Origin of the sequence: Myxococcus sp. MISCRS1 (assembly GCF_026626605.1) — a bacterium.
GTDB lineage: Bacteria > Myxococcota > Myxococcia > Myxococcales > Myxococcaceae > Myxococcus > Myxococcus fulvus.
Genome location: NZ_JAPNKB010000001.1, coordinates 1,693,112 through 1,713,662, shown reverse-complemented (window position 1 = coordinate 1,713,662; position 20,551 = coordinate 1,693,112). Strand labels below are relative to the sequence as shown.

At 69.1% G+C, this 20,551-nt stretch carries 2 protein-coding genes (1 of these 2 only partly in view); both read right to left on the bottom strand.

Annotation, left to right across the window (positions count from 1 at the left end; all coding sequences use genetic code 11):
* Positions 1 to 13 precede the first annotated feature (13 nt).
* The gene (locus OWM54_RS06560) at positions 14 to 505 is read right to left on the bottom strand and encodes a hypothetical protein (RefSeq protein WP_267696924.1); all 492 of its coding nucleotides are present in this window, start codon (positions 503 to 505) and stop codon (positions 14 to 16) included.
* Positions 506 to 604: 99 nt separating this feature from the next.
* Positions 605 to 20,551, bottom strand: the 3' portion of a protein-coding gene (locus tag OWM54_RS06555; protein ID WP_267696923.1) for a non-ribosomal peptide synthase/polyketide synthase. Its footprint extends 13,638 nt past the window's final position; the window shows 19,947 of its 33,585 coding nt (coding positions 13,639–33,585); its start codon lies off the right edge, out of view — the gene reads right to left on this strand; it ends in the stop codon at positions 605 to 607.

Below are 20,551 nucleotides of genomic sequence, written 5' to 3'. Positions count from 1 at the left end.
CGTTTCACCCGCCCTAGTTGTTGGACCAGATGACGGAGGCGATCTTCCAGCCCGAGTCCGTGTTCACCAGGTGCCAGCTCTCCTGTCCTCGGTTGATGACGCGGTCATCGAAGAGGAAGGTGAACTCGAAGGAGACCGAGGCGATGGTTCCGTCCGTGTCGATGCGGACGTTGGTGAACTTCTCCTCGCTGCGCCCCTTGTCCGCCACGATTCCGTCGATGAACCGCGTCGGAGTCTCGCGTGCCGTCAGATTGATTCGGGTCGCCTGGGGGTTCTTCTGACGACGGCGCTTCATGAGCTCGTCGCCATCGACGGACTGCCAGGTGATGTCCTCGCGCAGGAACAAGCCGAGGAACTTCTTCTTGTCCTTCTGGAGGATGGCGTCGCGGAAGTCGTCGACCACGGCGGTGAGCTGCTGACGCGCCGCGGTGGTGTCCTTGGCTGTTGCTTGCGCGAAGGCGGGCAGCGACACGAGACAGGAGAGCAGCAGGAGAGACAGCTTCACGCGGGCTCCGTGACAGGACGGCGGGGTGTGTTCGCGCGGCGGACCTGGAAACCCAGAGCCGCCGCGCTTATTCCGTCGTGTCGCGCCTGACGGGAGACGTCAGGCCGCGTCCCGCTTCAGCGCCGCGAGGAGCTGCTCGAACAGCGCCGCGAGCGTGTCGACCTGCGGCGCGCGCAGCATCGTGTAGTGGTCTCCCGGGACCTCGTGCACCGTGGGCGCGGTCGCGAGCCACGCACCCCAGCCGAGGTCCGGTGTCACCGTCACGCCTTCGAGCGGCGTGCTGGCCCGGATGAGCACGCTGGGCCCTTCGTACGGCGTGCCCGTGGGGACGTAGGCCCGCTGCGCGGCGCTCATCCGTTGATAGAGGGCGAAGAGCCGCTCCGCCGTGTCGAAGTCCAACGCCAACCCCGGGGAGACGACCCGCGCCTGCTCCAGCAGATACGCCAGTCGCTCGCGCCCCTCGAGCCGCATCAGCCGCTCCCGGTCCACCGGCAGCTCCCGCCACGGCAGCCCCAGGATGTGTGCGAACGAGACCAGCTGCGTGAGCGCCTCGGGGGCCGGGCGCGGCTCCGGCTTGGGCGCGTGGCTGTCGACCAGGACCAGCAGCTCCACCTGCTCACCCTGCGCCTGGAGTCGACGCGCCATCTCGTGCGCGACGAGCCCGCCGAAGGACCAGCCCGCGAGCAGGTACGGCCCCTTGGGCTGCACGACGCGAAGCTGCGACAGGTAGTCGCGCGCGAGGACCTCGACCGAGGCCGGAGGCAGCTCTCCCCCGTCGAGCCCGCTGGCGGAGAAGCCGTGGATGGGACGGCTCGGAGTGAGCCTGCGCACCAGCTCCGTGTAGCCCAGCGCGCTGCCGCCGCCGCCATGGACGAGGAACAGCGGGCGCTCGGTGGACGTGCCCGCGTCGAGTCGCACGAGGTTCGGCAGGGCGCGCACTCCGGCTTGCTGCGCTTCGAGCACGGAGGCCAGTCGCTCGATGCTGGAGCCCTGGAAGAGCGCGGTGACGGGGAGCGAGCTGCCCGTCCGCTCGCGAATCCGCGCCATCAAGCGGATGGCGAGCAGCGAGTGGCCACCCAGCTCGAAGAAGTCATCCGAGACGCCGACCTGGGGGACTCGGAGGACGTCCGCCCAGATGGACGCGAGCAGCTCCTCGGTAGGCGTGCGCGGCGCGACGTACGTCTCGGACGGTGCGCCGAGGACGGACTCGGGAGCCGGCAGCGCCTTGCGGTCCAGCTTCGCGTTCGCGGTGAGCGGGAGCGCGGCGAGCCGCAGCAGGGACGACGGCACCATGAACTCGGGTAGCCGCGACTTGAGGAAGGCGCGCAGCGACGTCGTGTCCACGTCGTCACCCACGAAGTAGCCGACGAGGCGCTTGTCACCAGGGACGTCCTCGCGCGCGATGGCCACGGTCTCCCGGATGGCGGGATGCGCGAGCAGGGCCGACTCGACCTCGGACAGCTCGATGCGGAAGCCTCGGACCTTGACCTGCGCGTCCGCGCGGCCGACGAAGTCCAGCAGGCCGTCATGCCGCCAGCGAACGAGGTCGCCGGTGCGGTAGAGGCGAGCGCCGGGCTCGGAGGAGAACGGGTCGGGGATGAAGCGCTCCGCGGTGAGCGAAGGCTGGCCGACGTAGCCCCGCGCGAGGCCCTCGCCGCCGATGAACAGCTCGCCCGTGACACCGACGGGGACGGGCTCAAGCGACGCGTCCAGGACCCGGACGCTCGTGCCGAGGATGGGGCGGCCGATGGGCAGCGTGGACCCGATGTCCTCCACGCCCTCGATGGTGAACATCGTGGCGAAGACCGTGGTCTCGGTGGGGCCGTAGGCGTGGCCCACGGGCACTCCCCATTCCGTCAGCGCGCGGCGGACGTGGATTGGCGAGACGACGTCGCCGCCCGTGAGGACGCGCTGGAGCGAGGCGGGCGCGGGCAGACGGGCCTCGACGAGCTGCGCGAACAGACCACTGGTCGCCCAGAGCGTGGTGACGCCGTGGCGGGCGATGGCCTGGAAGAGCTCCTCGAGCGAGGGCGCGTGCGGCGGGAGGATGACCAGTCGCGCGCCGTGCAGCAGCGCGCCCCAGATTTCGAACGTCGAGGCGTCGAAGGAGATGGGCGCGAGCAGCAGGTGCGTCTGCTCGGGACCGAACCGCGTGTAGTCGGTGCCGATGAGCGTGCGGATGACGTTGCGATGGGTGCTGCCAACGCCCTTGGGCCTGCCCGTGGAGCCGGACGTGAAGTCGACGTAGGCGAGCGACTCCGGGAGGGCGGCGTGCGGCACGGCGTCGATGGACTGGTGCGCCAGTGAGACCTCGTCCAGGAGGACCGTGGTGAGGCCCTCCGCGGGGAGGTTGGGGAGCAGCGCCCTCGTGGTGATGAGGGCTCCGGGCCGCGAGTCCTCGAGCATGGAGACCAGACGCTCCCGCGGATAGGACGTGTCGAGAGGGACGTAGGCGGCGCCGGCCTTGAGGATGGCGACCAGGGTGATGACGAGCTCGGGTGAACGCTCGAGGGCGAGCGCGACGCGGGAGTCCGTGGAGATGCCGAGGGCGCGCAGGTGTCGGGCGAGCTGGTTCGAGCGCTCGTCGAGCTGTCGGTACGTGAGGCTCGTATCGCCGTGGATGAGCGCGACGGCATCGGGAGTCTGGGCCACGACGCGGGCGAAGACCTCCGGGAGCGTGGAGTCCGTGGACACTCGCGCGGGCGCCAGGGCCCAGGTGCCGAGGACGTCGCGGCGCTCGTCCTCCGTGAGCATGGCGTGCTCGGAGAGGGCGGCCTCGGGGCGCTGGGTGATGGCCTCGACGAGCTGCTCGAAGTGCCGGGCCAGGCGCTCGATGGTGGCTCGCTCGAACAGGTCCGTGTTGTAGCCGAGTCCTCCGAAGACGCCGTCCGGGGTCTCCGTCAGGTTCAGCTGAAGCTCGAACTTGGCGGTGGCGACCACGGAGCCCACGTCGACCGGGCTCAGCGTCAGCTCGGTCTTCTGGATGGAGGACTCGGGCGTGTTCTGGAGGACGAACAGGGCCTGGAACAGGGGGCTGCGGCTCAGGTCGCGCGCGGGATGCAGCTCCTCGACGAGTCGCTCGAAGGGGATGTCCTGGTGCGCGTAGGCGCCGAGCGCGGTCTCACGCACCTGACGCAACAGCTCGACGAACGAAGCGCGTGGAGCGATGCGGGCACGGAAGACGAGCGTGTTGACGAAGAAGCCGATGAGGCCTTCGACCTCGGAGCGGTGACGGCCGGCGATGGGCGAGCCGACGGCGATGTCGTCCTGTCCGCTGTGCCGCGAGAGCAGCAGCTGCCACGCCGCGAGCAGCGCCATGAAGGGCGTGGAGCCTTCACGCTGGCAGAGCGCCTTGAGCTTCGCGGTGACGGCCTGGGGAATGAGGACGGGTTGCGTGGCGCCTCGGAAGGTCTGGAGCGGAGGCCGGGCCTTGTCGATGGGCATCGCCAGGGGCTGGATGCCCGTGAGCTGGTGACGCCAGTAGTCGATCTGTGCGTCAAGGACAGGGCCCTGGAGCCAGGAGCGCTGCCAGACGGAGAAGTCGGCGTACTGGATGGAGAGAGGGGCGAGGGGAGAAGGCTTGCCGTGGGAGAAGGCGTCGTAGAGGGCGGCGACCTCCTGGATGAGGACACCCATGGACCAACCGTCGGAGACGATGTGGTGCATGTTGAGGGCGAGGACGTGCTCGGTGTCGCTGAGCTCCAGGAGCTGAGCGCGGATGAGCGGACCCGTGGAGAGGTCGAAGGGCCGCTGGTACTCCTCACGCAACCTTCGCTGGATCTCCATGCGTGAGGACTCTTCGTCGAGTCCCCGCAGGTCGACCCGCGTCAGCGGTAGCTCTCCGTTCGGACTGACGCGCTGGAAGGGCTGACCGTCGCGCTCGAAGAAGGTCGTGCGCAGCGCTTCGTGGCGAGAGACGAGGGAGTCGAAGCTGAGCTGGAGGGCCTTCGAATCGAGTGGGCCTGAGAGGCGCACGAAGGAAGGCATGTTGTAGGTGGAGGAGCCGGGCTGGAGCTGGTCGATGAACCAGAGGCGCTGCTGGGCGAAGGAGAGGGGGAGGGGCCCGGTGCGAGGAACGGGGAGGATGGGAGGAGGCTGGGCGGTGAGCGCCTCACGAGAAGCAGAGGAGATGCGAGAGGCGAGAGAGGCGACAGTGGGGGCCTCGAAGAGGGCCCGCAGCGGCAGCTCGACGCCGAAGGAGGAGCGGATGCGGGAGATGACCTGGGTGGCGAGGAGCGAGTGGCCACCGAGGGAGAAGAAGTTGTCGGTGACGCCGACGCGCTCCAGGCGGAGGACAGAGGAGAAGATGGAGGCGAGCTTCTCTTCGGCGGGGTTGCGGGGAGCGACGAAGGAGGAGTCGCCACGCAGGGAGTCGACGTCGGGGGCGGGGAGACGGTTGCGAGCGAGCTTCCCGGAGGGAGTCAGGGGCAGTGCCGCCAGGGAGACGAAGGCGGAGGGCACCATGTACTCGGGGAGGCGCTGGAGGAGGAAGGCACGGAGGGCCTCTGCGTCAAGCGGAGCGTCAGTGCCGAGGACGACGTAACCGATGAGGCGCTTGTCGCCCGGGACGTCCTCGCGGACGACAGCGGCGGCGTCACGCAGGCCCGGAGCCATGCGGAGGACGGACTCGACTTCGCCCAACTCGACACGGAAGCCACGCACCTTCACCTGGAAGTCGAGGCGGCCGAGGAACTCGAGGGTGCCGTCGGCCTTCCAGCGAGCGGAGTCACCTGTGCGGTAGAGGCGGTCGCCGGGGATGCCACTGAACGGATTCGGCACAAAGGCGGCGGCGGTGGTGTCCGGACGAGCCAGGTAGCCGTGAGCGAGGTGGGTGCCGCCGACGAAGACTTCACCGGCGACGCCGATGGGGACGGGCTGACCGAGGGAGTCGAGGACGTAGAGCTGCGTGTGGCCAACGGGGCTGCCGATGGAAGGCAGGCGAGGCCACGCGGAGGGCGCACCGTCGAGGCGGAAGGCGGAGACGACGTGGGCCTCGGAGGGGCCGTACTGGTTTTCAAGGACGCTGCCGGGGAGCTTCTCGAAGAAGGCGGTGAGGGTGGAGTTGACCTGGAGTTGCTCCCCCGCGGTGACGACTTCGCGAAGCGAAGAAGGAAGCGTCGCACCATGGGAGACGGAGTCGGCCATGGCCTGGAGTGCGACGAAGGGGAGGAAGAGCCGCTCGACCTTCTGCGCGTGCATGAAGTCGAGGAGGGCTGGGATGTCCTGGCGAAGGCCCCCGAGAGGGAGGACGACGTGGGCGCCTACCCACCAGGAAGCGAAGAACTCCTGGATGGAGACGTCGAAGTTGAGGGAGGCGAACTGGAGTGTCACCGCGAGGGGGTTGGGTGACTGCCGGATTTGCCAGGCGAGCAGGAAGCTGAGGGCCCTGTGGGGCATGACGATGCCCTTGGGGATGCCGGTGCTGCCGGAGGTGTAGATGACGTAGGCGATGTCCTCGGGGGAGACGTGGATGGCGGGCGCCACCGAGGGGCGCAGGGCCACCGAGTCGGCCTCGGAGTCGACGAGGATGCGTCGAGCGCAGGAGGAGGCGGGGAGGACGGAGGAGAGGGAGGAGTGGGTGAGGACGACAGGCGCGCGGGTGTCCGCGAGCATGAAGGCCAGGCGCTCAGCGGGGTAGTTGGGGTCGAGGGCGACGTAGAAGGCGCCGGCCTTGAGGGTGGCGAGGACGGCGACGGCCATGTCGAGGGACTTGTCGAGGCAGATGCCGACGGCACTGCCAGGAGAGACCCCGAGGGCGAGCAGGTGGTGAGCGAGCTGATTGGAGCGAGCGTCGAGCGCGGCGTAGGAGAGCGAGCGCGTACCGTCGGAGAGCGCGATGGCGTCAGGCGTGCGACGCACCTGTGCCTCCACCGGCCCATGCATCGTCGTGACGGCGTGCGACTCGCCCGAGGTGTCATTCCAGGTGACGAGGATCTGCTGACGCTCCTGTGCATCGAGCATCGGCAGTCGCCAGATGGACTGACTGGGGTCGCGGACGGCGGACTGCAACAGCCGCTGCAAGTGCGCGCCCATCCGCATGGCCGTGGCCGGCGTGAACAGGTCGGTGTTGAACTCGAGCAGACCGCTGATGTCGTCGCCGTGGTCCGCGAGCAGCAGTGACAGGTCGAACTTGGCGCTGCCGTGGGTGACGGTCATGGGGCCCGGCGTGGGAGCCGCCTCCTCTCGACGGGCATCACCACGCGCCTGTCGCGGAGTGTTCTGCAGCGCGAGCATCACCTGGAACAGCGGAGAACGGCTCAGGTCTCGCTCGGGCTTCAGCTCGTCGACGAGCTTCTCGAACGGCACGTCCTGGTGCGCGTAGGCCCCGAGCGTCGTCTCCTTGAGCTGCGCGAGCAGCTCGCGGAACGACATTGTCCCGGTCAGCCGCGCACGCAGGGCGAGCGTGTTGGCGAAGAACCCGACGATGCCCTCCAGCTCTGTCTGCTGTCGGTTGGCGATGGGCGAGCCGACGACGATGTCGTCCTGCCCCGAGTACCTCGCCATCAAGGTGTGGAACGCGGCGAGCAGCACCATGAAGGGCGTGACGCCCTCGCGCTTGCACAGCGCGCGGAGTGACTCGGTCAGCTCGGTGCTCAGGTGGACGGGCAGCGTTGCGCCGACATGCGTCTGCACGGGCGGTCGCGGTCGGTCGGTCGGAAGCTCCAGCGCATGTGGAGCGCTGGCGAGCTGCTGTCTCCACCAAGAGAGCTGCTGTTCCAGTGCCTCGTCCTTCAGCCAGTCGCGCTGCCACAGCGCGTAGTCCGCGTACTGGAACTCCAGCGGCGCGAGCGGAGACGGACGTCCCTGCGAGAACGCCTCGTAGAGCGCGCCCACTTCGCGCAGCAGGATTCCATTGGACCAGCCATCAGAGACGATGTGGTGCACCGTGACGAGGAGTACGTGGGTCTCTTCCGTCACGCGCAACAGGGACGCACGCAGCAGGGGCGAGCTCGTCAGGTTGAACGGCTTGCCGGACTCCTCGGAGGTCAACCGCCCCACCTCCGCGTCCAGCGCGGGACCCGTCAAATGTCGCAGGTCGATGACGGGGACCGATAGCTCGGCGTGCGGATGGATGACCTGGACCGCGGTGCCGTCCTCCTGCACGTGGAACGAGGTGCGCAGCGCCTCGTGTCGCTGCACCAGCTCCTGGATCGCCCGCTCCAGCGCGGCCGTATCCAGGTGGCCATCGAGCACCTTGCCCGAGTGGATGTTGTAGGAGGCGTTGTTGGGTTCCAGCCTGTCGAGGAACCACAGTCGCTGCTGAGCGAAGGACAGCGGCAGCGGCCCGGTACGAGGCGCCGCAACCAGCGGAGGCCGTGTGTTGGACGGGCCCTCACTCAGAGCTGCCTCGACCCGCTGCGCGAGCTCCCCGATGGTCGGCGCTTCGATGAGCGCGCGCAGGGGCAGTTCGACCTGGAAGGCCTTGCGGATGCGGGAGACGACCTGGGTGGCGAGGAGGGAGTGGCCACCCAAGGAGAAGAAGTCGTCGGAGACGCTGACGGCGTCGAGGTGGAGGACCTCTGCCCAGATGGAGGCGAGGAGCGTCTCGGTGGAGTTGCGAGGCGCGAGGAAGGAGTCAGTGGGCCCGGAGTCGGGGGCGGGGAGGGCCTTCCTGTCGAGCTTGCCGTGGGTGTTGAGGGGCAGGGAGTCCAGGGCGACGAAGGCCGAGGGCACCATGTACTCGGGGAGGTTGCGAAGCAGCTCGGTGCGGAGGGCCGAGGTGTCGACGTCAGCCGGGGTGACGTAGGCGACGAGGCGCTTGAGTCCCGGGACGTCCTCGCGGACGAGAGCGGCGGCGTGGTGGACGGAAGGAAGGGCTTCGAGAGCGGCCTCGACTTCACCCAACTCGATGCGGAAGCCGCGCAGCTTCACCTGGAAGTCGATGCGGCCGAGGTACTCGAGGTGGCCGTGAGGCAGCCAGCGAGCCTTGTCACCGGTGCGGTAGAGGCGCGAGCCGGGGATGTCCGAGAACGGATTGGGGATGAAGCGCTCAGCGGTGAGGTCCGGCCGGGCGAGGTAGCCACGCGCGACACCGTCACCACCGACGAAGAGCTCTCCAGGCACGCCGATGGGAGCGGGCTGGAGGGAGGCGTCGAGGATGAAGGTGGAGACGTTGGGGAGAGGAGGGCCGAGAGCAGGCCGAGAGGCGGAGGTAATGTGGAGCGCGGTGGCGTCGACGGTGGTTTCGGTGGGGCCGTAGACGTTGAAGGCGCGCAGGGAAGGCGAGGAGGAGAGCGTCGCCCAGAGGGAGTCGTCGATGGCCTCACCGCCGATGAGGACGCGAAGGGGCCGAGAAGAAGAAGCGAGGCCCTCGTCGAGGAGGAGGCGGAGGTGGGAGGGGGCGCAGTCGAGGACGTCGAGCTGGTGACGAGACAGCCAGGAGAGAAGCAGGGGGACGTCTTCGCGAGCGGCCTGGGGGACGAAGCAGAGGGCGTGTCCGAGGGCGAGGAAGACGAGCTGCTTGACGGAGGCGTCGAAGGAGAGAGGGGCGTTGAGGGAGATGCGAAGAGGGCGCTGGACGTCGGAGTAGACGGAAGAGGAGAGGGCGTGGAGGAGATTCACCACGGAGGAGTGGTGGATGAGGACGCCCTTGGGCCTGCCGGTGGAGCCGGAGGTGTAGATGACGTAGGCGGCGTGGGAGGGAAGCGAGACGCGAGGCGGATTGGAGTCCGGGAGCGCGGCAAGGGAGTCACGCAGGGCTGAGTCATCGAGGCACAGAGGCGTGGAGACGCCGGTGTCGAGACGAGGCAGGAGGTGGGACTGGGTGAGGACGAAGGGAGCGCCGGAGTCCTGGAGCATGAAGGCGAGGCGCTCGCGGGGGTAGGCGGAGTCGAGGGGGACGTAGGCGGCGCCGGCCTTGAGGATGGCGAGGAGGGCGACGAGGGAGTCGACGGAGCGCTCCAGGCAGAATGCGACACGGACTTCGGGCCCGACGCCGCGAGCGCGAAGCAGGTGCGCGAGCTGATTGGCGCGCCGGTTGAGGACGGAGAAGGAGAGGGACGCGGAGTCGTCGAGGACGGCGAGCGAGTCAGGCGTGAGGGTGGCCTGGGCCTCGAAGAGCTCGTGGAAGGCACCCTTCCAGGGCATCTCCCGGCGCGTCGAGTTCCAATCGACGAGCACGCGGCGGCGCTCCTCGGCGGACAACATCGGCAGCTCGCCCACGAGCGTGTCGGGGGCGTTGATGGCCGCCTCCAGCAGCGTGTGCAGATGCCCCACCCAACGCTCGATGGTCGCGTCGTCGAACAGGTCCACCCGGTAGCTGAGCCCACCGGCCAGCCCGTCCGGCGTCTGTGACAACGTGAGCGTGAGGTCGAACTTCGTCGTCTGGTGGTCCTGCGCGAACGGCTCCAGATGCAGCGGCGGACTGTCCTCGGTCGCGCTCGCCACGGTGCGGCTCGCGACGGGGATGTTCTGGAGCGACAGCATCACCTGGAAGAGCGGCGTGTGGCTCAGGCTGCGCTGGGGTTTCAGCTCCTCGACGAGCTTCTCGAAGGGCACATCCTGATGCTCGTAGGCCGCGAGCGTCGTGGCCCGGACCTGGGCGAGCAGCTCACGGAATCGCAGTCCCGGACGGACCCGGGTGCGCAACACGAGGGTGTTCACGAAGAAGCCGATGAGCCCCTCGGTCTCCGTCCGCGTGCGGCCCGCGATGGGCGAACCCACGGCGATGTCGTCCTGCCCCGAGTAGCGCGAGAGGAGGACCTGCCACACGGCGAGCAGCGCCATGAACGGCGTGGCGCCCTCCTGGCGGCAGAGGACGGCCAGTCGCTCGGTCAGCTCCCGCGACAACCGAACGGGACGCGAGGCTCCGCGCGGATTGCGGACAGGCGGACGCGGCTTGTCCGTCGGCAGCTCCAGCAGCGGCGGCAGCTCACCGAGCTGCTTCCTCCAATAGGCGAGCTGCTGCTCCAGCACGTCGCCCTTCAGCCACGAGCGCTGCCACGCGGCGAAGTCCGCGTACTGGATGGGCAGCGGCGCGAGCCGCGCCTCGACGCCCGTGGAGAACGCCTCGTACAGGGACGCGAGCTCCTGGATGAGCACACCCATCGACCAACCGTCCGAGACGGCGTGGTGCAGGGTGACCAGCAGCACGTGCTCCTCGGCGGCGAGGCGCAGCAACATGGCGCGCAGCACCGGCCCTCGCGCCAGGTCGAACGGACGCTGGGCCTCCTCGGTGGCGAGGCGCACGGCGCGCTCCTCGCGCTCCTCGGTGGGCAGGATGCCCAGCGCCACGACGGGCAGCACGAACGCCCGCACCGGATGGATGACCTGGATGGGCTCACCGTCGCGCGCGAGGAACGTGGTGCGCAGGGACTCGTGACGCTCGACGAGCGCGGTGAAGGCGCGCTCCAGCGCCGCGACGTTCAGCGTGCCGCGGAGCCTCAGCGCCGAGGGGATGTTGTACGCGGAGCTGCCGGGCTCCAACTGGTCCACCAGCCACAGTCGCTGCTGCGCGAAGGACAGCGGTATCTCCCCCGTGCGAGGCGCGGGCGCCAAAGGCGGCGCCTGCGTCCCGGACTCTCCCCTCACGGCCAGGATTCGCGAGGCCAGGGCGGAGATGGACGACGCCTCGAACAGGGCGCGCAAGGGCAGCTCGACCTCGAAGGCCCTCCGGACGCGCGAGACCACCTGCGTCGCGAGCAGCGAGTGTCCACCCAGCTCGAAGAAGTCGTCGGCGACGCTCACCTTGTCGAGTCGCAGGACGTCCGCCCAGATGGCCGCGAGCAGCTCCTCGGTGGGGTTTCGTGGCGCGACGAAGGCGGACGAGGCGAGGGTGTCGGGCGCCGGCAGGGCCTTCCTGTCGAGCTTCGCGTTGGCGGTCAGCGGGAAGGCCGCCAGCGGGATGAGGAACGACGGGAGCATGAACTCGGGCAGCCGCTGCTTGAGGAAGGCGCGCAGGGAGGCCGGGTCGACGGGCGAGGACGCGGTGAAGTACGCGGTGAGGCGCTTGTCCCCGGGCACGTCCTCTCGGACGAGCGTGAGGGCTCTCGTGATGGACGAGTACTCACGCAGCGCGGCTTCGATCTCCGCCAGCTCGATGCGGAAGCCACGCAGCTTCACCTGCGAGTCGGCGCGGCCCAGGAAGTCGAGGGTGCCATCCGCGCGCCAGCGGACCAGGTCGCCCGTGCGGTAGAGGCGCGCACCCGGCGACGCGGAGAACGGGTCGGGGACGAACCGCTCGGCCGTGAGGTCCGGGCGGAGCAGGTAGCCGCGAGCGAGTCCCTCGCCACCGATGAAGAGTTCTCCGGTGACCCCCGGAGCCACGGGTTGGAGCGAGGCGTCGAGGACGAGGAGCCGCGTTCCCTGGATGGGCCGACCGATGGGCAGCGTGGCGCCGATGTCCTCGGCGCGTGTGATGGCGAAGGTGGTGGCGAAGACGGTGGACTCGGTGGGGCCGTAGGCGTTGGTGACCTGCGCGCCCCAGGCCGTCAGCGCCTTGCGGGCGTGGACCGGCGAGACCACGTCGCCGCCGGTGAGGACGTGCTGCACCGTGCTCAGCCCCGGGAGCACCGCGTCCGCGAGCTGCGAGAACAGACCGCTGGTGGCCCACAGCGTGGACACGCCGTGCCGCGAGACGGTGAGTTCGATCTCCTCCAGCGACAGCGTGTGGGCCGGCGGCACCACGAGCCGAGCGCCGTGCAGCAGCGCGCCCCAGATTTCGAACGTCGAGGCGTCGAACGAGATGGGCGCGAGCAGGACATGGGTCTGCTCGGGGCCGAAGCGCGTGTACGTCGCGCCGACGAGCGTCCGCAGCACGCCAGCGTGAAGTGTCCCCACGCCCTTGGGCCTGCCGGTGGAGCCGGAGGTGAAGTCGACGTAGGCGAGCGACTCGGGGAGGGCCAGGGAGGGCAGCGGTCCAGCCGGCTGCGCGGAGGTGTCGACCTCCTCGAGGATCAGCGTGGTGACGCCTTCGGTCGGCAGCTTGGAGACCAGCGCGCGTGAGGTGAGGAACAGGCGCGGCTGGGTGTCCTCCATCATGGCGAGGAGCCGGTGCGACGGATAGGACGCGTCGAGCGGGACGTAGGCCGCGCCCGCCTTGACGATGGCGACGAGTGCGATGACCAGCTCGAAGGAGCGCTCCAGGGAGAGCGCGACGCGGTCATCGGTGGTGACGCCGTGGTGGCGCAGGAGCCGGGCGAGCTGGTTGGAGCGCTCGTCGAGCTGCCGGTAGGTGAGCGCCGTTTCGCCGAAGACCAGGGCGGGGGCGTCGGGCGCGAGCGCCACGGCGCGGGCGAAGGCCTCGGGAATCGTGGAGTCGACGGGGGCGCTCAGCGGCGCCGAGGCCCAGTCGACGAGGACCTGCCGGCGCTCGTCCTCCGTGAGCATGGCGTGCGCGGAGACCGGCGCGTCGAGGTTGTTGACGATGGCTTCGACGAGGCGCTCGAAGTGACGCGCCATGCGCTCGGCGGTGGCGCGCTCGAACAGGTCGGTGTTGAAGCTGAGGCCTCCGAAGAATCCCTCGGGGGACTCGACGAGGCTGAGCTGGAGCTCGAACTTCGAGGTCCCGCCGCTGATGTCCACCGGGCTCAGGGAGAGCTCATGCGTCTGGACAGCCGAGGCCGGCGTGTTCTGGAGGACGAAGAGGACCTGGAACAGCGGGCTGCGACTCATGTCGCGCGTGGGCTGCAGCTCCTCGACGAGACGCTCGAAGGGGATGTCCTGGTGCGCGTAGGCCCCGAGCGCCGCCTCCTTCACCTGTCGCAGCAGGTGCGGGAAGGACGCGTGCGCGTCGACGCGGGAGCGCAGGACGAGCGTGTTGACGAAGAAGCCGATGAGCCCCTCGAGCTCCGAGCGGTGACGACCCGCGATGGGGGAGCCGACGGCGATGTCATCCTGGCCCGAGTAGCGGGAGAGCAGGAGCTGCCACACGGCGAGCAGGGCCATGAAGGGCGTCGCCCCTTCCTGCTGGCACAGGCTCTTGAGCTTCTCCGTGGTCGCGAGCGGAAGGGTGATGAGCGCCACATCGCCCGCGGACGTCTGGACGGCAGGACGCGGCTTGTCCAAGGGCAGCTCGAGCGTCGTGAGGTCCGCGAGCTGGTGCCGCCAGTAGTCGATCTGAGCGTCGAGGACAGGGCCCTGGAGCCAGGAGCGCTGCCAGACGGAGAAGTCGGCGTACTGGATGGAGAGAGGGGCGAGGGGAGAAGGCCTGCCGTGGGAGAAGGCGTCGTAGAGGGCGGCGACCTCCTGGATGAGGACACCCATGGACCAACCGTCGGAGACGATGTGGTGCATGTTGAGGGCGAGGACGTGCTCGGTGTCGCTGAGCTCCAGGAGCTGAGCGCGGATGAGCGGACCCGTGGAGAGGTTGAAGGGCCGCTGGTACTCCTCGCGCAGCAGACGCTCGACCTCGGCGCCGCGGACCTCGGGCGCGAGCTCCCGGAGGTTCACGTGTGTCACCGGTAGCTCCGAGTGCGGAGCGATCACCTGCAACGGCTGGTCATCCTTCTGGATGAAGGAGGTGCGCAGCGCTTCGTGACGGGAGACGAGGGAGTCGAAGCTGAGCTGGAGGGCCTTCGAATCGAGTGGGCCTGAGAGGCGCACGAAGGAAGGCATGTTGTAGGTGGAGGAGCCGGGCTGGAGCTGGTCGATGAACCAGAGGCGCTGCTGGGCGAAGGAGAGGGGGAGGGGCCCGGTGCGAGGAACAGGGAGGATGGGAGGAGGCTGAGCGCCGAGGGCCTCGCGAGAAGCGGAGGAGATGCGCGAGGCGAGAGAGGCGACGGTGGGGGCCTCGAAGAGGGCCCGCAGAGGCAGCTCGACGCCGAAGGAAGAGCGGATGCGAGAGATGACCTGGGTGGCGAGGAGCGAGTGGCCACCGAGGGAGAAGAAGTTGTCGGTGACGCCGACGCGCTCCAGGCGAAGGACGGAGGAGAAGATGGAAGCGAGCTTCTCCTCGGCGGGATTGCGAGGAGCGACGAAGGAGGAGTCGCCACGCAAGGCGTCGACGTCCGGAGCAGGGAGACGGTTGCGAGCGAGCTTCCCGGAGGGAGTCAGGGGCAGTGCCGCCAGGGAGACGAAGGCGGAGGGCACCATGTACTCGGGGAGGCGCTGGAGGAGGAAGGCGCGGAGGGCCTCTGCGTCAAGCGGAGCGTCGGAGGAGAGGACGACGTAGCCGATGAGGCGCTTGTCGCCCGGGACGTCCTCACGGACGACGGCTGCGGCGTCGCGCAGGCCGGGAGCCATGCGGAGGACGGACTCGACTTCGCCCAACTCGACACGGAAGCCACGCACCTTCACCTGGAAGTCGAGGCGGCCGAGGAACTCGAGGGTGCCGTCGGCCTTCCAGCGAGCGGAGTCACCGGTGCGGTAGAGACGAGAGCCGGGGATGCTGCTGAACGGATTCGGCACGAAGGCCGCGGCGGTGGTGTCCGGACGAGCCAGGTAGCCGTGAGCGAGGTGGGTGCCGCCGACGAAGACTTCACCGGCGACGCCGATGGGGACGGGCTGACCGAGGGAGTCGAGGACGTAGAGCTGCGTATGGCCAACGGGGCTGCCGATGGAAGGCAGGCGAGGCCAAGCGGAGGGCGCACCGTCGAGGCGGAAGGCGGAGACGACGTGGGCCTCGGAGGGGCCGTACTGGTTTTCGAGGACGCTGCCGGGGAGCTTCTCGAAGAAGGCGGTGAGGGTGGCGTTGACCTGGAGTTGCTCCCCCGCGGTGACGACTTCGCGAAGCGAAGAAGGAAGCGTGGCGCCATGGGAGACGGAGTCGGCCATGGCCTGGAGTGCGACGAAGGGGAGGAAGAGCCGCTCGACCTTCTGCGCGTGCATGAAGTCGAGGAGGGCTGGGATGTCCTGGCGAAGGCCCCCGAGAGGGAGGACGACGTGGGCGCCTACCCACCAGGAGGCGAAGAACTCCTGGATGGAGACGTCGAAGTTGAGGGAGGCGAACTGGAGTGTCACCGCGAGGGGGTTGGGTGACTGCCGGATTTGCCAGGCGAGCAGGAAGCTGAGGGCCCGGTGGGGCATGACGATGCCCTTGGGGATGCCGGTGCTGCCGGAGGTGTAGATGACGTAGGCGATGTCCTCGGGGGAGACGTGGATGGCGGGCGCCACCGAGGGGCGCAGGGCCACCGCGTCGGCCTCGGAGTCGACGAGGATGCGTCGAGCGGAGGAAGAGGCGGGGAGGGCGGAGGAGAGGGAGGAGTGGGTGAGGACGACAGGCGCGCGGGTGTCCGCGAGCATGAAGGCCAGGCGCTCAGCGGGGTAGTTGGGGTCGAGGGCGACGTAGAAGGCGCCGGCCTTGAGGGTGGCGAGGACGGCGACGGCCATATCGAGGGACTTGTCGAGACAGATGCCGACGGCACTGCCCGGAGAGACCCCGAGGGCGAGCAGGTGGTGCGCGAGCTGATTGGAGCGAGCGTCGAGCGCGGCGTAGGAGAGCGAGCGCGTACCGTCAGACAGCGCGATGGCGTCAGGCGTGCGACGCACCTGGGCCTCCACCGGCCCATGCATCGTCGTGGCCGCGTGGTCGTGGCGTGAGGTGTCGTTCCAGGCGACCAGCGTGCGCTGGCGCTCCTCGATGCCGAGGAGCGGGAGCTTCCAGATGGACTGGCCCGGCTCGCTCACGGCTGCGCGCAAGAGGTTCAGCAGATGCGCGCCGAGTCGCTCCGCGGTGCTCCGGTCGAACAGGTCCGTGTTGAACTCGAGCAGGCCGCCGATGTCGTCGCCGAAGTCGCCGCAGAGCAGGGACAGGTCGAACTTGGCGGTGCCGCTGTCCACATGCATCGGCTGGATGGCGCCCGCGTCCTCACCGTCCTTCGGTCCAGTTGTCCGCTGCGTGTTCTGCAGGGCGAACATCACCTGGAACAGCGGCGAGCGACTCAGGTCACGTTCGGGCTTCAGCTCGTCGACGAGCTTCTCGAACGGCACGTCCTGGTGCGCGTAGGCACCGAGCGTCGTCTCCTTCACCTGGCTCAGCAGCTCGCGGAAGGTCATCCCGACGGACAGCCGCGCACGCAGGGCGAGCGTGTTGACGAAGAACCCGACGATGCCTTCGATCTCCGCCTGCTGCCGGTTGGCGATGGGCGAGCCGACGACGATGTCGTCCTGTCCCGAGTAGCGCGCGAGCAACACCTGGAACGCGGACAGCAGCGCCATGAACGGCGTGACGCCCTCTCGCAGGCACAGGGCACGCAGCTCGGCCGAGAGCTGGGCTCCCAGCGCGATGGGAAGCGTGGACCCATTGGACGTCTGGACCGGCGGCCTGGGCCTGTCAGTGGGCAGCTCCAGCGCGTGCGGTGCGCCGGAGAGCTGCTGTCTCCACCAACCGACCTGCTGGGACAGCGCCTCGTCCTTCAGCCAGCCACGCTGCCATGCGGCGTAGTCCGCGTACTGCAACTCCAGCGGAGCGAGCGGTGACGGCAGGCCCTGCGCGAACGCGCCGTAGAGCGCTCCGACCTCGCGCGTGAGGATGCCGTTGGACCAACCATCCGAGACGATGTGGTGGACGGTGACGAGCAGGATGTGGCGCTGCTCGGACAGCTGGAGCACGGAGGCTCGGAGCAGCGGCGCGTGGGCCAGGTCGAACGGTTTCTGCGCCTCGGCCTGGGCCTGTCGCAGGGTCTCGGCTTCCCGCTGGGACTCGGGCACGTGCCGCAGGTCCACGACGGGGACGGACAGCGTCACATCCGTGTGGATGTGCTGCACGGCCTCGCCATCCGCCTGGACGTGGAAGGAGGTGCGCAGGGCCTCGTGTCGCTGGACGAGCGTGCGCAGCGCACGCTCCAGCGCATCGAGGTTCACTCCGCCGTGGAGCTGGATGGCCGAGGGGATGTTGTAGAAGGGGCTACCCGGCTGGAGTCGATCCAGGAACCACAGTCGCTGCTGCGCGAAGGACAGCGGCAGCGGTCCCGTGCGAGGCACCACCACGAGCGCCGGCTTCTCGTTCGCAAGCCCTGACTGCTTCTCGACCTCGATGCGCGCCGCGAGCGATGCCACCGTGGGCGCCTCGAAGAGCGCACGCAGGGGCAGCTCGACCTGGAAGGCCTTGCGGATGCGGGAGACGACCTGGGTGGCGAGGAGGGAGTGGCCACCCAAGGAGAAGAAGTCGTCGGAGACGCTGACGGCGTCGAGGTGGAGGACCTCTGCCCAGATGGAGGCGAGGAGCGTCTCGGTGGGGTTGCGAGGAGCGAGGAAGGAGTCAGTGGGCCCGGAGTCGGGGGCGGGGAGGGCCTTCCTGTCGAGCTTGCCGTGGGTGTTGAGAGGCAGGGAGTCCAGGGCGACGAAGGCCGAGGGCACCATGTACTCGGGGAGGTTGCGAAGCAGCTCGGTGCGGAGTGCGGAGGTGTCGACGTCCGAGGGGGTGACGTAGGCGACGAGGCGCTTGAGTCCCGGGACGTCCTCGCGGACGAGAGCGGCGGCGTGGTGGACGGAAGGAAGGGCTTCGAGAGCGGCCTCGACTTCACCCAACTCGATGCGGAAGCCGCGCAGCTTCACCTGGAAGTCGATGCGGCCGAGGTACTCGAGGTGGCCGTGAGGCAGCCAGCGGGCCTTGTCACCGGTGCGGTAGAGGCGCGAGCCGGGGATGTCCGAGAACGGATTGGGGATGAAGCGCTCAGCGGTGAGGTCCGGCCGGGCGAGGTAGCCACGCGCGACACCGTCACCACCGACGAAGAGCTCTCCAGGCACGCCGATGGGAGCGGGCTGGAGGGAGGCGTCGAGGATGAAGGTGGAGACGTTGGGGAGAGGAGGGCCGAGAGCAGGCCGAGAGGCGGAGGTAATGGGGAGCGCGGTGGCGTCGACGGTGGTTTCGGTGGGGCCGTAGACGTTGAAGGCGCGCAGGGAAGGCGAGGAGGAGAGCGTCGTCCAGAGGGAGTCGTCGATGGCCTCACCGCCGATGAGGACGCGAAGGGGCCGAGAAGAAGAAGCGAGGCCCTCGTCGAGGAGGAGGCGGAGGTGAGAGGGGGCGCAGTCGAGGACGTCGAGCTGGTGACGGGACAGCCACGAGAGAAGCAGGGGGACGTCTTCGCGAGCGGCCTGGGGGACGAAGCAGAGGGCGTGTCCGAGGGCGAGGAAGACGAGCTGCTTGACGGAGGCGTCGAAGGAGAGGGGCGCGTTGAGGGAGATGCGCAGCGGGCGCTGGACGTCGGAGTAGATGGAGGAGGAGAGGGCGTGGAGGAGATTCACCACGGAGGAGTGGTGGATGAGGACGCCCTTGGGCCTGCCGGTGGAGCCGGAGGTGTAGATGACGTAGGCGGCGTGGGAGGGAAGCGAGACGCGGTGCGGATTGGAGTCCGGGAGCGCGGCGAGGGAGTCGAGCAGGGCCGAGTCGTCGAGGCACAGAGGCGTGGAGACGCTGGTGTCGAGACGAGGCAGGAGGTGGGAGTGGGTGAGGACGAAGGGAGCGCCGGAGTCCTGGAGCATGAAGGCGAGGCGCTCGCGAGGGTAGGCGGAGTCGAGGGGGACGTAGGCGGCGCCGGCCTTGAGGATGGCGAGGAGGGCGACGAGGGAGTCGACGGAGCGCTCGAGGCAGAAGGCGACCCGGACTTCGGGCCCGACGCCGCGAGCGCGAAGCAGGTGCGCGAGCCGATTGGCGCGCTGGTTGAGGGCAGAGAAGGAGAGGGAGGCGGAGTCGTCGAGGACGGCGAGCGAGTCAGGCGTGAGGGCGGCCTGGGCCTCGAAGAGCTCGTGGAAGGCACCCTTCCAGGGCATCTCCCGGCGCGTCGAGTTCCAATCGACGAGCACGCGGCGGCGCTCCTCGGCGGACAACATCTCCAGCTCGCTCAGCCGTGAGTCCGGCGAACCGAGCGCGGCCTCGAGCAGCGTTCCGAAGTGCTCCACCATCCGGATGATGGTGGCCTCCTCGAACAGGTCCGTGCGGTAGCCCAGTCCGCCTTCGAGTCCCTCGCCCAGCGTCAGGGTGAGGTCGAACTTCGCGCTCGGGGCGCCCGAGTCGAACGCCTCCAGGCGCAAGGGTGCCTTGACCTCCGTGCTTCCACGCACCTCCATGCTCGTCGTCGGCGCGTTCTGCAGGACGAGCATCACCTGGAACAGCGGCGAGTGGCTGAGCGTGCGGTGGGGGTTGAGCTCCTCGACGAGCTTCTCGAAGGGCACATCCTGGTGCTCATAGGCGGACAGCGTGGTGCGCTTCACCCGCGCGAGCAGCTCACGGAAGCGCAGCGACGCGGGGACCTGCGTGCGCAGGACCAGTGTGTTGACGAAGAAGCCGATGAGTCCCTCGGTCTCCGCGCGCGTGCGGCCCGCGATGGGTGAGCCCACGGCGATGTCGTCCTGCCCCGAGTAGCGGGACAGCACCACCTGCCACACGGCGAGAAGCGCCATGAACGGCGTGATGCCCTCTTGCTGGCAGAAGGCCGCGAGTCGCTCCGCCACGGAGCGAGGCAGGCGCACGGGGACCGTGGCCCCCCGGTTCGTCTGCACGGGAGGCCTGGGCTTGTCCGTGGGCAGCTCCAGGAACGGCGGAGCGTCCGCGAGCTGCTGCCGCCAATACGAGAGCTGCCGCTCCAACGCCTCGTCACGCAGCCACGCACGCTGCCACGCGGCGAAGTCCGCGTATTGGATGGGCAGGGGCTCCAACTGCGAAGCCCGTCCGTTGAGCTTCGCGGAGTAGAGCTCCGCCAGCTCACGGAGCAGCACGCCCATGGACCAACCATCCGACGCGATGTGGTGCACCGTCCCCACGAGCACGTGCCGCTCGGCCTCCAGCTTCAGCAGGAGCACGCGCAGCACCGGGCCGCGCTCCAGGTCGAACGGGCGCGAGGCCTCCTCGCTCACCCGCCGGTGAGCCTCGTCGAGCCGGGTCACCTCGGGATGCGACTGGAGATCCACCACGGCCAGGTGGACCGGAGAGGAGGCGTGGATGTGCTGACGCGGAGCGCCCTCGTGCGTCACGAACGTGGTGCGGAGGGACTCGTGTCGGTCGACGAGCGCCGTGAAGGCACCCTGGAGCGCCACCACGTCGAGCGGCCCCTGAAGGAGCAGCGCGAGTGGGATGTTGTACGTCGAGCTGCCCGGCTCCAACTGGTCGATGAGCCACAGGCGCTGCTGGGCGAAGGACAGCGGCAGCTCTCCCGAGCGTGGCACCGGCAC